This is a genomic window from Brevundimonas sp. NPDC046655 (assembly GCF_044901625.1).
Taxonomy (GTDB): Bacteria; Pseudomonadota; Alphaproteobacteria; order Caulobacterales; family Caulobacteraceae; genus Brevundimonas.
The window spans coordinates 263,390-277,842 of sequence record NZ_JBJDPV010000003.1; the positions used below are offsets into that span (position 1 = coordinate 263,390).

Consider the following 14,453-nt stretch of genomic DNA (forward strand, 5'->3'; position numbering starts at 1 on the left):
TGTCATACGGTCTGGCGATAAGGACCGACGAGCCGTCCAACTCTGGGAGCCCCTTCATGCGTCTGCACCTTCTCCTCGCTTCGGCCGCCGCGGTCGTCATGGCGGCCCCGGCGATGGTCCAGCCTGCCTCGGCCCAGACGCAACCTCAGGCGACGGCGGCAGCTGCGCCGATGCAGGACGTGGTGGTGGATGAAGGCGTGCTGCGTCCGCTGCAGATTGCTGTCGTGCCCTTCACCGGCCAGAACGGGCCGCAGATTTCCAACGTCATCAGCGGCAATCTGAAGCGCTCGGGCTTCTTTGATCCGCTGAACCCGGCCAGCTTCATCGAGACCGGGCTGACCCTGGCCAATGCGCCCAACTTTCCGCAGTGGACCTCGATCGGGGCGCAGGCCGTGCTGTACGGCGGGGTGACGCCGCGCGCCGACGGGCGGGTGGACGTGGGCTTCCGCCTGTACGACCCCTATCGTCAGTGCCAGCTGGTCAGCTATCAGTTCACCGCCACGTCGGAGCAGTGGCGCCGGATCGCGCACAAGATTTCCGACGTCATCTATCAGCGCATGACGGGCGAGGCGGGCTTCTTTGATTCGCGCGTCCTGTTCGTGTCGGAGAGCGGCACCCAGCTGAACAAGCTGTCGCGTCTGACCATCGTCGATCAGGACGGCTACAACCCCGTCTTCCTGACCCAGGGCGACGAGATCATCATGTCGCCGCGCTTCTCGGCGTCCAACCCGGACGAGGTCACCTATGTGGCGCTCGGCAAGGACTACAGCCGCATCTATCTCTACAACCTGTCGACGGGCCGCCGCGAAAGCCTGGGCGAGTTCGACGGTCAGGTGCTGGCGCCGCGCTTCTCGAACGACGGGACCAAGATGGCCTTCTCGATCATTCGGGGCGGCAACACCGACGTCTATGTGATGAACCTGCGCACGCGCCAGCTGTCGCGCCTGACCAGCGATCCGGGCATCGACACCTCGCCGTCGTTCAGCCCGGACGGCAACCAGATCGTCTTCACCTCGGACCGTTCGGGTTCGGCGCGCCTCTACACCATGCGGGCCGACGGCTCGGGCCAGCGGCCGATCTCGCGCGGCGGCGGCATCTATACGGCCCCGGCCTGGAGCCCGCGCGGCGACATGATCGCCTTCACCAAGCAATCGGGCGGACGCTTCCACATCGGCGTCATGAAGTCGGACGGGACGGGCGAGCGCATCCTGTCGTCCAGCTACTTCGAGGAAGGCCCGTCCTGGGCGCCGAACGGCCGATACATCGCCTTTGCGCGCCAGAGCCCGGGCGGCGACACCCGTCTGTGGACCGTCGACCTGTCGGGCCGGGTGGTGGCGCAGGCCGGCTATGACGGACGCGGATCGGACCCGGCCTGGTCGGGCCTGCTGGACGCCCCGCCGGCCAGCCTGGGCATCGGGCAGGGGCCGGATTCCTGCCCGGCCTGATCCGTTTACGGCTTCGTGCGATCACGAGCGGAGCCATTCCCATAAACTGTGCGTTATCGCGTCTGGCGCGACGCGGCGCCGCAGTCTAGCTGACCGCAATAACAGCCAAGCTTGAGGCCGCCGTCCTCAGACCGAACCAAGGAGACGACCCGATGAATTCCTCGACCCTGATCAAGCTGGCGACTGTCAGCGCCGCCGTCGCCGCCCTGGCCGCCTGCGCGCCCAAGCCCAAGGTCGAACCGGCCGTGCCGACGACCCCGGCCCAGCCGACCGGCCCGCAATACCCGACCGCCCCGACCGGCCCCGTCACCGGCGGCAACGTCGGCGCCGCCCTGCCTGGCTCGGAGCAGGACTTCGTCGTCAACGTCGGCGACCGCGTCTATTTCGACCTGGACTCCTACTCGGTGCGCCCGGAAGCCCAGCCGCGTCTGGACGCCCAGGCCGCCTGGCTGGCCCGCTATCCGCAGGTCACGGTCCGCATCGAAGGCAACGCCGACGAACGCGGCACGCGTGAATACAACCTGGCCCTGGGTGCGCGTCGCGCCGAGGCCGTCCGCACCTACCTGATCCAGCGCGGCGTTCCCGCCGGCCGCATCGACACCATCAGCTTCGGCAAGGAGCGTCCGATCGCCGAGGGTTCGAACGAAGGCGCCTGGGCTCAGAACCGCAACGCCCACACCGCCATCGTGTCGGGCGCCCCGCGCTAAACACCGCGGAAGCGACAGAATGAAGGGAGGCGTCGGCTTTGCAGCCGGCGCCTCTTTTCTTTGAGGGCGTAGCGGATCAAAGTCCGCGCCGAATCCGGGGGGAAGTTTGCGTGATTGATCTGGAAGCAGCGGGCGGCGCCATGACGGGCGGCATCATCGCGGGGGCCATCGAAAAGCCGACCGGCAAGGCGGGCGAGCATCATACGACCTGCGCCGACTGCGGGGCCGAGGTCAGCGGCAACTTCTGCTCCAACTGCGGTCAGGCGGCCCATGTGCACCGCACCCTGCTGCACCTGGGCGAGGAGCTGCTGCACGGGGTGATGCATTTCGACGGCCGCTTCTGGCGGACCTTGCCGCTGCTGATCATCAATCCGGGGCGGCTGACGCGCGAATGGGTCCAGGGCAAGCGCACACGCTACGTCTCGCCCCTGGCCATGTTCCTGTTCACCCTGTTCGTCATGTTCTTCGCGCTCAGCTTCATGCCGCATTCGGAGGTGAAGCTGCAGGGCCTGCCTGAGCAGATCGCCGCCCAGCGCGAGGCGATCGCCGAGGCCGAGGTGGTCGTCGCCGCCGCCCAGAAGGAGGTCGATGAGGCCACGGCGGCGATGGAGCCCGCCGACGGCTCGCCGCCTGCGCCCAACAGCGGGGCGCGGGCCGGGGTCGCCGCCGGGGTTCTGGCCGCCGCCCAGGCGGGGGTGATCAGCGAGAAGGCCAAGCTGGAACGGCTGGAGCATGACGCCGTCGAGGGCCGCAAGGACGGTCTGGCCCCCGGCAGCTGGCAGGCCCAGGTGGCCGATCTGGCCGCCGACGTGGGCCAGAACGGCGAGGTCAACGGCCTGACCAAGACCGTGGCCAAGAAGCTGAAGAACCCGGACCTGGCGCTCTACAAGCTGCAGCAGACCGTCTACAAATTCGCCTTCCTGCTGGTGCCCCTGTCGATCCCCTTCGTGGCCCTGATGTTCCTGTGGAAGCGGGGGTTCACCCTGTACGATCACGGGGTCTTCGTCCTCTATTCCCTGACCTTCATGTCGCTTTTGCTGATGGCGGTGGTGGTGCTGGCCACGACCATCAAGGGGGCGGGACCCGCCGTGGGACTGGCAGCGAGCCTGATCGTGCCAGTGCACATGTTCGCCCAACTGAAGGGCGCCTACAGCCTGAAGATCTTCTCGACCCTGTGGCGGACGATCGCCCTGCTGATCTTCTGCGAGATCGCGGCGACGCTGTTCATCGTCTCGATCATCTATCTGGGCCTCGGCCACTGACCTTTGCCTCGAACCCGGCCTTGCGAGCGCCGCAAATCGATGGGACGACTTGAGACATGCTGAAGCTGCCTTTTTCCAAATCCGCCGCCCTGACGGCCATCGGCCTGACCCTGATCGGGGGCGCGGTCGTGGCCCAGGTCGCGCCGATGGAGCCGGTCCAGTGGGACAAGCGCCGTCTGGACCAGCTGGACCGCAACGTCCGCCGTCTGGAGCGCGCCCTGACCCAGAGGAACGCCGCCGGTCAGCCCGTCCTGGTCGAGCCTGATCCCGAGGTCGTGGCCATGCAGGGCCAGCTGCAGATCATGGACCGGCGTCTGGCCGACGTGGAGCAGACCTTCCAGCGGATGAACGCCGACAGCGAGCGCCTGACCTTCCAACTGGACGAGGCGACGCGCGACAACGCCGCCCTGAGCCGCCGCCTGCGCGACCTGGAAGGCCGGGTCGAGCGCGCAGAGAAGGCGGCCGAGGAACAGGCCGAGCTGAACGGGCCGATCGTCGCCAACTCGCCGACCGGGGATGCGGCCCAGGACCTGACGGCGGCGCTGCGCCTGCTGGGCACCGACGGCGTGCGCGGGCAGCGGGCGCTGGAGACGGTCATCGTCACCTGGCCCAATACGCCACAATCGCGTGAAGCCAGCAGCCGTCTGGGCGACCTGCACATCGCCGCGCGTGACAACGCCGCCGCCGTGCCCGCCTACGCCGCCGCCCTGAACGGCTGGCCGCGCACGCCCTGGGCGCCGGAGACGACGCTGAAGCTGGCCGAGGCCCTGCGCGCCACCGACCGGGCCACCCAGGCCTGCGGCGCCCTGAACGAGTTCACCCGCCGCTACGCCGAGACGGCGACGGCGGCGCAGAAGACCCGCGCCACGCAACTGCGCACGCGCGCCGCCTGCACCTGAGCGCACCCGACGCCGAGGGGCTGACCGGCCGGGTCTTCGCCCGGCTGGACGCCCGGCTGGACGCCCGGCTGGATGCAGAGAGAGCCGAGCCGGTCGCGGTCGCCCTGTCGGGCGGGGGCGACTCCATGGCCCTGCTGCACCTGACCGCCGACTGGGCGAAGGCGCGGGGGCGGCGGCTGCTGGCCCTGACGGTGGATCACCATCTCAATCCTGCAAGCGCGGACTGGACCCGGTTCGCGGGCGAGGCCGCGCGGGCGGTCGGGGCCGACTGGCGGGCGCTGAACTGGGACGAGGCGAAGCCCGGGCCGGGCCTGACGGCGCGGGCGCGGGCGGCGCGACATGGGCTGATCGCCGAGGCGGCGCGGGCGGCAGGGGCGCGGGTCGTGCTGCTGGCGCACACGCTGGATGACGTGGCCGAGGCCGAGTGGATGCGGGCGCGCGGCTCGACCCTGGGGCGGGTGCGCGAATGGTCGCCGTCGCCGGTCTGGCCGCAGGGGCGAGAGCTGATGCTGCTGCGGCCCCTGCTGGACGAGCGGCGCGAGGCGCTGCGGGACGACCTGCGGGCGCGGGGGCAGGGTTGGATCGAGGACCCGGCCAATGCGGACGAACGCTTCGGGCGCAGCCGGGCGCGTGCGGCGCTCGGTGTGGAAGCCCTCCCCCTCGAGGGAGGAGGGTTGGGTGGGGGTGTGGTCGCCGCCTCTGACGTTCAGGCAGAGGAGACGCAGGGCGCTCCGCCTCCTGCATCACATCTTCAATCTCTGCGCCCGCACCCCCATCCCCAACCCTTCCCCCCTCCGCCAACGGGAAGGGAGAACTGGGCCTGGGCGGGCGTTCTCGACATCCCTCGTGAGGTCCCGGCCTCCACTCTGGCGGCGGCCCTGCTGTGCGCGGGGGGCGGGGCGGTTCCGCCGCGGGGGGAGAGGCTGGAACGGCTGCGGGCGAAGCTGGCGGCGGGCGAGGACTTCGTTGCGGGACTGGCCGGAGCGCGGGTCGAGGCGGAGGGCGCGACCGTGCTTCTGATGCGCGAGCCGGGGGAGATGAAGCGGCGCCCGCCTGCGCCTGTGGCGCTGGCGCCCGGCGTTCCGGCCGTCTGGGACGGACGGTTCAAGATCACGGCCCGACAAGGCGGCTGGCGGGTCGAGGCGGCGGCCGGGCGGTTGGCGCTGTTGGCCGAGGCGGATCGGCGCATCCTTGGGGGGCTCCCGGCGGCGGCGCGCGGCGCCTTGCCCGTTCTGGTTCGGGACGGCGGGAACGGCCCGATTCTGGCATGGCGCGGGGCGACGGTGCGGGCTTTGGGCGCGCGGCGTCTGAGCCTGGCCTTGGGCGAAACGACGCAGGAAGCCGACCTCTTTCACCCCATGCATGGCGAAACGCCGCCGACTGACCTATTTTCCTGGAAAGACTGCTGATCGACGGAGCGTCCCGACGCGCGTCGAGGAACCGAGGACCGAATGAACCTGCGTAATTTCGCCATCTGGGGCGTGATCCTTCTGGGTCTGGTGGCGGTCTATGCCGCGATCAGCCAGAACGGCGGCACGCCCGCCATGCCGGGCGCAAAGGGCGCGGCGGCGGCGCGGCCCCAGGCCATCACCTATTCGCAGCTGATCACCGCCATCAACGGCCAGGAGATCAAGACGGCGACCGTGCGCGGCGACACCGTCACGGGCGTGTACAAGAACGACAGCAAGTTCACGACCGTCACGCCCCTGCCCAACATCGACCTGGTCGACAAGATGCAGGCCGCCGGCGCCGCCGTGGACGTGAAGAGCACGCGCCAGCCCTGGTGGTCGGGCCTGCTGGGCCTGCTGCTTCCGGTGGCCCTGATCATCGCCTTCTGGTTCTTCATCATGAACCGGATGCAGGGCGGGGCAAAGGGCGCCATGGGCTTCGGCAAGTCCAAGGCCAAGCTGCTGACCGAGCACAAGGGCCGCAAGACCTTTGACGACGTCGCCGGCGTGGACGAGGCCAAGGACGAGCTGCAGGAGGTCGTCGACTTCCTGAAGGACCCGGGCAAGTTCCAGCGTCTGGGCGGCAAGATCCCCAAGGGCGCTCTGCTGGTCGGCCCTCCGGGCACCGGCAAGACCCTGCTGGCGCGCGCGGTGGCGGGCGAGGCGGGCGTGCCCTTCTTCTCGATCTCGGGTTCGGACTTCGTCGAGATGTTCGTCGGCGTCGGCGCCAGCCGCGTGCGCGACATGTTCGAGCAGGCCAAGAAGAACGCCCCCTGCATCATCTTCATCGATGAAATCGACGCCGTCGGCCGTCACCGTGGCGCCGGTCTGGGCGGCGGCAACGACGAGCGCGAGCAGACGCTGAACCAGCTGCTGGTCGAGATGGACGGCTTCGAGGCGTCGGAGAACATTATCCTGATCGCCGCGACCAACCGTCCCGACGTGCTGGACCCGGCCTTGCTGCGTCCCGGCCGCTTCGACCGTCAGGTCGTGGTGCCCAACCCTGATGTCTCGGGTCGCGAGCGCATCCTGCGCGTCCACATGAAGGACGTGCCCCTGGCCGCCGACGTCAACGTCAAGACCCTGGCGCGCGGCACGCCGGGCTTCTCGGGCGCGGACCTGGCCAATCTGGTCAATGAGGCGGCCCTGATGGCGGCCCGCAAGGACCGTCGCATGGTGACGCACCGCGACTTCGAGGACGCCAAGGACAAGGTGATGATGGGCTCCGAACGGAAGTCCATGGCCATGAACGACGAAGAGCGTCGTCTGACCGCCTATCACGAGGCCGGTCACGCCATTGTCGCCATCAACGTCAAGATGGCCGACCCGGTGCACAAGGCCACCATCGTCCCGCGCGGTCAGGCCCTGGGCATGGTGATGCAGTTGCCGGAAGGCGACCGCTACTCCATGAAGTTCCAGCAGATGATCGACCGCATCGCCATCATGGCGGGCGGACGGGTCGCCGAAGAGCTGATCTTCGGTCCTGAGAGCATCACCTCGGGCGCCAGTTCGGATATCGAGCAGGCGACGAAGCTGGCGCGGGCCATGGTTACGCGCTGGGGCTTCTCCGAAAAGCTGGGCACGGTGGCCTATGGCGAGAACCAAGGCGAGGTCTTCCTCGGCCACTCGGTGTCGCGCAGCCAGAATGTCTCCGAAGAGACCGCCCGGATCATCGACGAAGAGGTCCGTCGCATCGTCACCGAAGGCTGGGACGAGGCGCGCCGCATTCTGACCGACAAGGCCGAGGACCACGAGAAGCTGTCCCAGGCCCTGCTGGAATACGAGACCCTGTCGGGCGACGAGATCCGCGACCTGCTGGAGAAGGGCGTCGCCCCGAACCGCGACGAGGCCAACGACACCGTGGCCGGGCCGTCGGTCTCGGTGCCGGTGACGCCGGTCTCGGACGGCGTCGAGGTCGAGACGGCCAAGCCGTCGGAGCCCGCCGCCGCGCCGACGACGAGCGTGCCGACCGTCTGATCGCTCGGACGGGCTGAAAAGGATGAGGGGCGGGCCGCGAGGCTCGCCCCTTTTTCGTGCGTCCTTTCTTGCCCGCTCATCCTCGCGGAGGCGGGGATCCAGTGCTCTGGCCTCCAGCGCCCCCCGTTGGCCGAACAAGGCGCCGCTACCCCAACTCGGCGTCCGAAGCTCTCACTGGGTCCCCGCCTCCGCAGGGATGAGCGGAAAGTTTTAGACAGACTAGTTTGTAATTAAGACTAGTCTGTGGAATATGGCGTTATCCGAAACAGGAGGACGCCATGACGGCATCCCAATTCGATCAAACCGAGCGCCTCCACGGCCTCGACGGGCTGCGGGGCGCGGCCCTGCTGCTGGGGGTGGTGCTGCACGCGACCCTGTCCTTCTTTCCGGCCCAGATATGGATCGTGGCCGATGATCAGAAGTCGGTCTGGGCCAGCGGGCTCTTCTTCGTCATCCATCTGTTCCGCATGGGCAGCTTCTTCCTGATCGCGGGGCTGTTCGGCCACATGATGCTGAAGCGGCGCGGTAGGGTCGGCTTTATCAAGGACCGGCTGATCCGCATCGCCGGGCCGCTGGCGGCTTTCTGGGGGCCGGTGCTGGCGGGGATCGTAGCGGTGCTGATCTGGAACGCATCGCTGATGGGGCTGACGGCCGCCGACGCCCCGCCGCCGCCGAAATATGACTGGACCAACATCCCCCTGACCCATCTGTGGTTCCTGTGGGTGCTGCTGTGGTTCTACGCCGCCCTGGTGATCGGGCAGGCCGTCGTCGCCCGGTTGGATCGGGCGGGGCGTCTAGGACGAGGGCTTGACCGGCTGGCCGGTGGACTGATCACGCCGTGGGGGCCTCTGGTGCTGGGGGCGCCGCTGGCGGTCGCCCTGTGGTTCGAGCCGAACTGGATCGCCTTCTTCGGCGTTCCGACGCCGGACGCGGGTCTGGTTCCCGAGACCTCGGCCCTGATCGGGTTCGGCCTGGCCTTCGGCATGGGCGCACTGCTGGATCGGCGGCGCGACCTGCTGAAGCGGATGGAGGTCTGGACCCCGGTCTGGCTGGGGTTGGCCCTGGGCGCGGGGACGACGGCCCTGATGCTGTCGGGCGGGCCGACGCCGGTCCTGACGCCGATGACCGATCCGGCGGCCAAGGCCATGACGGCGGCGGCCTTTGGCGTGGCGACCTATGCCAGCATCTTCGCCGTGGTCGGCCTGGCCCTGAGGTTCTGGTCGGGCCACAGCGCCCTGAGGCGCTATCTGGCCGACGCCTCCTACTGGATCTACATCCTCCATCTGCCGCTGGTGATGGCGGCGCAGGTGGTGGTGAAGGACTGGCCGCTGGTCTGGCCGGTCAAGCTGGCGATCGTCGTGGTCGGGGTCATGGCTGTGTCGCTGGCCAGCTATGAGCTGATGGTGCGTCACGGTTTCATGGGGCGCTGGCTGAACGGGCGGCGCGTGCCGTGGCGTCGGGCGCGCGTCAGCATCCCGCTCGCCGCCGAATAGCTTGCCAACCTTGGCGGCTGCGTCCATCCGAAGGGGGCAGCCGCGTCGCGCCAGGAATCACCCGATGACCGACAAGTCCCGCACGCCCGAAGCCGACCTCGCCTTCATGCGCTCCATCGTGGAGGGGAACGGGCGGCCGCCGATGACCCTGGCCGTCTGTTATCTGGCGGGGGGGCTGCTGTACGGCCTGCAGTGCCTGTTCCACGTCGGCCAGGTGGTCGGTCTGATCCGTTGGCCCGACCTGGCCAATCTGGCCTTCGTCGTCGGCATAACCGTGGCCTTTCTGGCGATCCTGACCTGGGCCATCCTGAAGGATCGCAAGGCCGGGCCGTCCAACCGGGGGCCGCTGGCGACGCGGGTGACTTCGGCCGCCTTCAGCGCCACCGGCATGGCCAACGCCGCGGTGATCATCGTCTTCGGCGTGGGGGCGGTGCGGGATCAGGATTTCGCCGTCTGGCTCTATTACGCCGCCATCGTCTTCGCCTTGCAGGCGGCGGCCTGGTATGTGGCCTGGGTGCTGAAGAAGAAGGGCTGGATGCTGGCGGTGTCGCTGGGCGGATGGGTGACGGCGGTGGCCCTGGGCGTGCTGGTGCGCCAGCCGGTGGCCTATCTGGGCGTCTGCACAGTGGCCCTGTTCCTGCTGTTCGCCCTGCCGGGCTGGGCCCTGTTCCGGGACGCCCGCGCGGGCGCCAAGGCCGCCTGACGCCATGGGGCTGGCGGACGACTTTGGACGGATCGACGAGGTCATCCACGGCCGCATGCGGCTGGGGATCATGGTCTATCTGGCCGATGTCGAGGCGGCGGACTTCACCGAGCTGAAGACAGTGCTGGAGGCGACCCAGGGCAATCTGTCGGTCCACCTGAGGAAGCTGGAGGAGGCGGGCTATGTCGCCATCAGCAAGAGCTTCGTGAACAACAAGCCCCTGACCCGGATCGCCATCACGCCGCAGGGGCGGGCGGCGTTTGCGGCCTATCTGGAGGCACTGGGCGGCCTGATCGGGCGGAAGGGCTGACGCCGGAAGGGCGTCAGCGCCAGCGCAGGAACTTTCAGTGGGCGGCGGCCTCGATGGGATCTTCGTCCTCGATCAGGACGGGCGTCAGCTTGCGGGTCTCGCCCGACGGATCGGGCCAGACGATGGACTGGCCTTCTTTCAGGCCGATGAGGCCGGCGCCGACGTGCGACAGGATGGAGACGCGGCCGGCGTCAATGTCGGCCTCACGCGGCAGGACCAGCTGGACGCGGCGCACCTCGGGGTGGCGGTCGTCGGCGTAGTGCAGCCAGCGGTTCAGGCCGACCACGTCGCGCGGCATGTCGGCGTCGTCGCAGACCTCGGCGCGGTCCAGTTCCTGCTGCAGCAGGCCGGCGGGGCCTGTGCCGGGCAGGTCGCCGACCAGACGGTCCAGGGCGTCGAAGTCCGCGCTGCTGAGGACGATGGCGGGCAGGGCCGGAGGGCGGCCGCGGGGTTTGGCGGTGGTCATGTCGGTTCTCGATGTGAAGAAAAAGGAAGAAGGGGTCAGGCGGCCGAGGGGCCGTCGTCGTCGCTGTCGTCCGCCGGGGGCGCAGGCGCGGGCGCCGGCGGCGTCGCGGGGCGGCGGCTCGGGAAGGGCAGGATGTCGGCGCCGCGCGCGGGCGGATCGTCTTGAGGTCGGGTCATGGCAGGCGTGTTCACGGACGGCCGACGGGCGGCGTGCGCGATCCTGAATGTTGGAGAACTAGGGAAGAATGCGAAGCGACGCGCCCCGTAGCGGGCGACAGCGCAGGCTGGCCGCTACGGGTTAGATGCCTTCGACGCGGCGACCCGCGTGGGTGAGGCGTCGAGCCTGGCTGACGAAACGTTCCATAGTGTCTAGAGGCTGAGCCTCAGCGCGCGGAATGTCAAACCGGCGCCCCGGGAGTTCTTGTCGCATGGACCTTCAATCCCTCGTGAAGCCGCCGCTGGTCATGGGTATCGTCAACGTCACGCCCGACAGCTTCTCGGACGGGGGCCTGCACGACACGCGCGAGGCGGCGCTGGCCCATGCGTTGCGGCTGATCGCCGAAGGCGCCGATGTTCTGGACATCGGCGGCGAGAGCACGCGGCCGGGCTCGGACCCGGTGGGCGAGGACGAGGAGATCGCCCGCACCCTGCCGCTGATCGCCGCCCTGCGCGCGCGTTGGGACGGGATGATCAGCATCGACACCATGAAGCCGGGGGTGGCGCGCGCCGCCGTCGCCGCTGGGGCGACGATGTGGAACGACGTGACGGCCCTGATGCACGACCCCGACAGTCTGGCGACGGCCGCCGAGCTGAACTGCGAGATGGTGCTGATGCACATGAAGGGCGAGCCCAAGACCATGCAGGACGACCCGCGCTATGACGACGTCGTCGCCGAGGTGGTCGCCCATCTGGCGGCGCGGGCCGAGGCGGCGATGAAGGCGGGGGTGGCGCGCGAGAAGATCTGGCTGGATCCCGGCATCGGCTTCGCCAAGACGACGGCGCATAACCTGACCCTGACGGCGCGGCTGGAGGCCCTGGTCGAACTGGGCTTCCCGGTGCTCTACGCCGCCAGCCGCAAGCGGACTATTCAGGGCGTGGACGCCACGGCGGTTGAGGCGACTGATCGGCTGGGCGGCTCATTGGCCCTGGCGCTGGAGGGGGCGCGGCGCGGGGCGCGGATGGTGCGCGTCCACGACGTGCGCGAGACGGTTCAGGCGCTGAAGCTGCAGGCGGCGGTGGCCAACGCGGGCTGAAAGCGGTTGCCCCGATGCGGCGGCTGGGTCATGCAGCCCTCATGTCCTGGCTGTTGTCACTCAATCCGTGGGCGGTGCTGATCGTCGCCGGTCTGTTCGAGGTCATGTGGGCTTCGGGCATCAAGTATGTGGGCGTGCAGCGGCCTCTGTTGTCGCTGGGCGTAGCCGCGGCCCTGGTGGCCAGCATGGTCGGGCTGTGGATCGCCACGCAGAAGCTGCCGGTGGGCACGGCCTATGCGGTGTGGACCGGTATCGGCGCCGTGGGCGCGGCGGCGGTCGGGATCGTGGTCTATGGCGAGCCGGCGACGGCGGTGCGGGCGGTCTGCATTCTGCTGATCGTGGCGGGCATCGTCGGGTTGAAGCTGTTTTCGGGAGCGGCGGCATGAGCGAAGCCAAGGGACGCGTATTGATTCTGGCGGGGTCTGATTCCGGCGGCGGGGCGGGCATCCAGGCCGACATCAAGGCGGTGACCATGCTGGGCGGGTTCGCCGCCACGGCGATCACGGCCGTCACCATCCAGAACACCCTGGGGGTTCACGGCGTCTATCCCCTGCCGATCGACGTGATCGATGCCCAGGTGAAAGCCGTGCTGGACGACATCGGGGCCGACGCCCTGAAGACCGGGATGCTGGGCTCGGTCGAGGTGGTCGAGGCGGTGGCGGGCCTGATCGACTATGCCGACAATGTGCCGACGGTGGTGGACCCGGTGATGATCGCCAAGGGCGGCTCGCCCCTGTTGGAGGATCGCGCGGTCGAGGCGGTGCGGCGGTTGATGGTGCCGCGCGCGGCCCTGCTGACCCCCAATGCGCCGGAGGCCGAGGCCCTGACCGGGATCGCCGTGGCGGATCTGGACGGCCAGCGTCGGGCCGGCGAGGCCCTGCTGGAGATGGGCGCGCGGGCGGTCCTGATGAAGGGCGGCCATGTGCCGGGCGAGACGGTGATCGACCTGCTGCTGACCCGCGACGGCGAGACGGTGCTGGAGAGCGAGCGCATCGACACGCGCCAGACCCACGGCACCGGCTGCACCCTGGCCAGCGCCTGCGCCGCCGGAATCGCCAAGGGCCTGCCGCTGCAGACCGCCGTGGCCGAGGCCTGGGCCTATGTGGCCGAGGCCATCCGCCGCGCCCCCGGACTGGGGCAGGGGCATGGGCCGCTGGACCACGGCTGGCCGCTGCGGGGATGATATCCACGTCATCCCGGAAGCCCGCAGGGCTATCCGGGACCGCGGAAGGCGCTGGCGTCGGCGTTCCTGGCGGTCCCGGCTCTCCGCTTTGCTACGGCCGGGATGACGCAGATTTTGGTTTTCGGGGCGTTGGAATCGCCGTCTCTGCCGCCCATGAGCCTGGAAACCCGACTGATCGAGATCGTCCGCGCCGACCCGGCGTTGATGCATGTGCTGAGCGTGATGCGGGACCTGGACCTGCCCGATTGGCGGCTGTTTTCCGGCGCCGTCTATCAGGGGGTGTGGAACGACCGGACCGGGCGGCCCGTCGGCTACGGCATCAAGGATTATGACATCGGCTATTTCGACCCGGACACCTCGTGGGACGCCGAGGACGTCATCATCAAGCGGGTGGCCGCCGCCTTCGAAGCGCCGTTCCGCGATCTGGTCGAGGTGCGCAACCAAGCGCGGGTTCACCTGTGGTTCGAGAGCAAGTTCGGGGAGCCCTATGCGCCCCTGACCTGCACCGACGACGCCCCGGCCCAGTTCGTGGCGCCGGCCTTCGCCCTGGCCGTGCGGCTAGAGAAGGACGACACGATCAGCGTGGCGGCGCCCTATGGCCTGGAGGACGTCTTCGACATGGTGATCAGGCCAAATCCCGTACGGGGTCTGGCCAGGGGCTGGGACAAGGTGGTCGCCAGCGCGCGGGGACGGTGGCCGGAACTCACGGTGATCGAGCCCGCATAGGAAAAGGGCGCGACCCTTGCGGATCGCGCCCCTCGGTCGGGCCTCGGACAGGGAGGGATGAGGCCCGGTTCCCGGTCAGCCGTCAGTGGCGACGGCCGTTGTAGTCGTTGCGCTCATAGCGGACCTTGGCCGACAGGCGGTCGTAACGACGGTCCAGGTCCTCGCGCTCCCAGCGGGTCAGGCCGCCGCGCATGTAGCTGCGCTCCAGACGGACCAGGCTGTTCAGCTCGTCCTGCAGACGCGAGGCCTCGCGGCGGCTGAGCTGGTGGTTGCGAATGCCCTGGTCGATGCGGCGATCCAGGTTGTGCTTGCGCTGGGAAATCGAGTTCCAGCCGCCGTAGTTCTGTTCGTAGCCGTGGCCGCGCGAGGGACCGTGACGGTCGTAGTTCTGGGCGGCGGCGGGCAGGGCGGCCGAGGCGACGGCGACGGCCAGGGCGGGGATCAGCAGCTTCTTCATGGTCTTGGCTCCTTCGGTTCGTCGCAACCGGATCGGCTGCGTTGACCCCAAAAGACCACCCGGGGGCTGAGCCGCATCTGAACGACGCGTTTCAGACTGCGTTCATCAGCATGAGAAGTTCTTCA

At 69.1% G+C, this 14,453-nt stretch carries 16 protein-coding genes; 13 read left to right on the top strand and 3 right to left on the bottom strand.

All coding sequences use genetic code 11. The annotated features are described in order from the left end of the window. Nucleotides 1-56 precede the first annotated feature (56 nt). From tolB to ACI2KI_RS11155, 9 genes are all read left to right on the top strand, one after another. Complete coding sequence (gene tolB, locus ACI2KI_RS11115; RefSeq protein WP_404620055.1) at nt 57-1,445, top strand: Tol-Pal system beta propeller repeat protein TolB; 1,389 nt, start codon at nt 57-59, stop codon at nt 1,443-1,445. Between the two features lie 152 nt (nt 1,446-1,597). Continuing rightward, a complete protein-coding gene (gene pal / locus ACI2KI_RS11120; RefSeq protein ID WP_404620057.1) occupies nt 1,598-2,152 on the top strand; it encodes a peptidoglycan-associated lipoprotein Pal in 555 nt (184 codons plus the stop codon). Between the two features lie 110 nt (nt 2,153-2,262). Further along, nucleotides 2,263-3,414, top strand: a complete 1,152-nt coding sequence (locus tag ACI2KI_RS11125; RefSeq protein ID WP_404620059.1) for a DUF3667 domain-containing protein — start codon at nt 2,263-2,265, stop codon at nt 3,412-3,414. Between the two features lie 56 nt (nt 3,415-3,470). Next, nucleotides 3,471-4,313: a tol-pal system protein gene (locus ACI2KI_RS11130; protein WP_404620061.1), complete on the top strand. Its 843-nt coding sequence runs from the start codon at nt 3,471-3,473 to the stop codon at nt 4,311-4,313. Nucleotides 4,314-4,438: 125 nt separating this feature from the next. Beyond that, a complete protein-coding gene (locus ACI2KI_RS11135; protein WP_404620063.1) occupies nt 4,439-5,722 on the top strand; it encodes a tRNA lysidine(34) synthetase in 1,284 nt (427 codons plus the stop codon). 42 nt (nt 5,723-5,764) lie between these two features. Next, a complete protein-coding gene (gene ftsH / locus ACI2KI_RS11140; protein WP_404620065.1) occupies nt 5,765-7,738 on the top strand; it encodes an ATP-dependent zinc metalloprotease FtsH in 1,974 nt (657 codons plus the stop codon). Nucleotides 7,739-8,016: 278 nt separating this feature from the next. Beyond that, nucleotides 8,017-9,231, top strand: a complete 1,215-nt coding sequence (locus tag ACI2KI_RS11145) for an acyltransferase family protein (RefSeq protein WP_404620067.1) — start codon at nt 8,017-8,019, stop codon at nt 9,229-9,231. A 64-nt stretch (nt 9,232-9,295) separates the two neighbouring features. Beyond that, nucleotides 9,296-9,934, top strand: a complete 639-nt coding sequence (locus ACI2KI_RS11150; RefSeq protein WP_404620069.1) for a hypothetical protein — start codon at nt 9,296-9,298, stop codon at nt 9,932-9,934. Nucleotides 9,935-9,938: 4 nt separating this feature from the next. Further along, a complete protein-coding gene (locus tag ACI2KI_RS11155; RefSeq protein WP_404620071.1) occupies nt 9,939-10,244 on the top strand; it encodes a winged helix-turn-helix domain-containing protein in 306 nt (101 codons plus the stop codon). A gap of 34 nt (nt 10,245-10,278) precedes the next feature. Here ACI2KI_RS11155 and ACI2KI_RS11160 read toward each other — a convergent pair whose 3' ends face one another. Continuing rightward, the gene (locus tag ACI2KI_RS11160) at nt 10,279-10,710 is read right to left on the bottom strand and encodes a GreA/GreB family elongation factor (RefSeq protein WP_404620073.1); all 432 of its coding nucleotides are present in this window, start codon (nt 10,708-10,710) and stop codon (nt 10,279-10,281) included. Nucleotides 10,711-10,745: 35 nt separating this feature from the next. Continuing rightward, nucleotides 10,746-10,886: a hypothetical protein gene (locus ACI2KI_RS11165; RefSeq protein ID WP_404620075.1), complete on the bottom strand. Its 141-nt coding sequence runs from the start codon at nt 10,884-10,886 to the stop codon at nt 10,746-10,748. 251 nt (nt 10,887-11,137) lie between these two features. Here ACI2KI_RS11165 and folP point away from each other — a divergent pair, with 251 nt between their 5' ends. The 4 genes from folP (at nt 11,138) to ACI2KI_RS11185 (ending at nt 13,871) form a co-directional block, all read left to right on the top strand. After that, nucleotides 11,138-11,962: a dihydropteroate synthase gene (gene folP / locus ACI2KI_RS11170; protein WP_404620077.1), complete on the top strand. Its 825-nt coding sequence runs from the start codon at nt 11,138-11,140 to the stop codon at nt 11,960-11,962. A gap of 41 nt (nt 11,963-12,003) precedes the next feature. Beyond that, nucleotides 12,004-12,348: a DMT family transporter gene (locus ACI2KI_RS11175; protein WP_404620079.1), complete on the top strand. Its 345-nt coding sequence runs from the start codon at nt 12,004-12,006 to the stop codon at nt 12,346-12,348. Continuing rightward, a complete protein-coding gene (thiD, locus tag ACI2KI_RS11180; RefSeq protein ID WP_404620081.1) occupies nt 12,345-13,145 on the top strand; it encodes a bifunctional hydroxymethylpyrimidine kinase/phosphomethylpyrimidine kinase in 801 nt (266 codons plus the stop codon). Before ACI2KI_RS11175 ends, thiD begins: the two co-directional genes overlap by 4 nt. A 153-nt stretch (nt 13,146-13,298) precedes the next feature. Continuing rightward, a complete protein-coding gene (locus tag ACI2KI_RS11185) occupies nt 13,299-13,871 on the top strand; it encodes a nucleotidyltransferase family protein (protein ID WP_404620083.1) in 573 nt (190 codons plus the stop codon). A gap of 82 nt (nt 13,872-13,953) precedes the next feature. Here the strand turns inward: ACI2KI_RS11185 and ACI2KI_RS11190 are convergent, their stop codons facing one another. Then, on the bottom strand, nt 13,954-14,328 hold the full coding sequence (locus ACI2KI_RS11190) for a hypothetical protein (protein WP_404620085.1): 375 nt from the start codon (nt 14,326-14,328) through the stop codon (nt 13,954-13,956). Nucleotides 14,329-14,453: the final 125 nt, after the last annotated feature.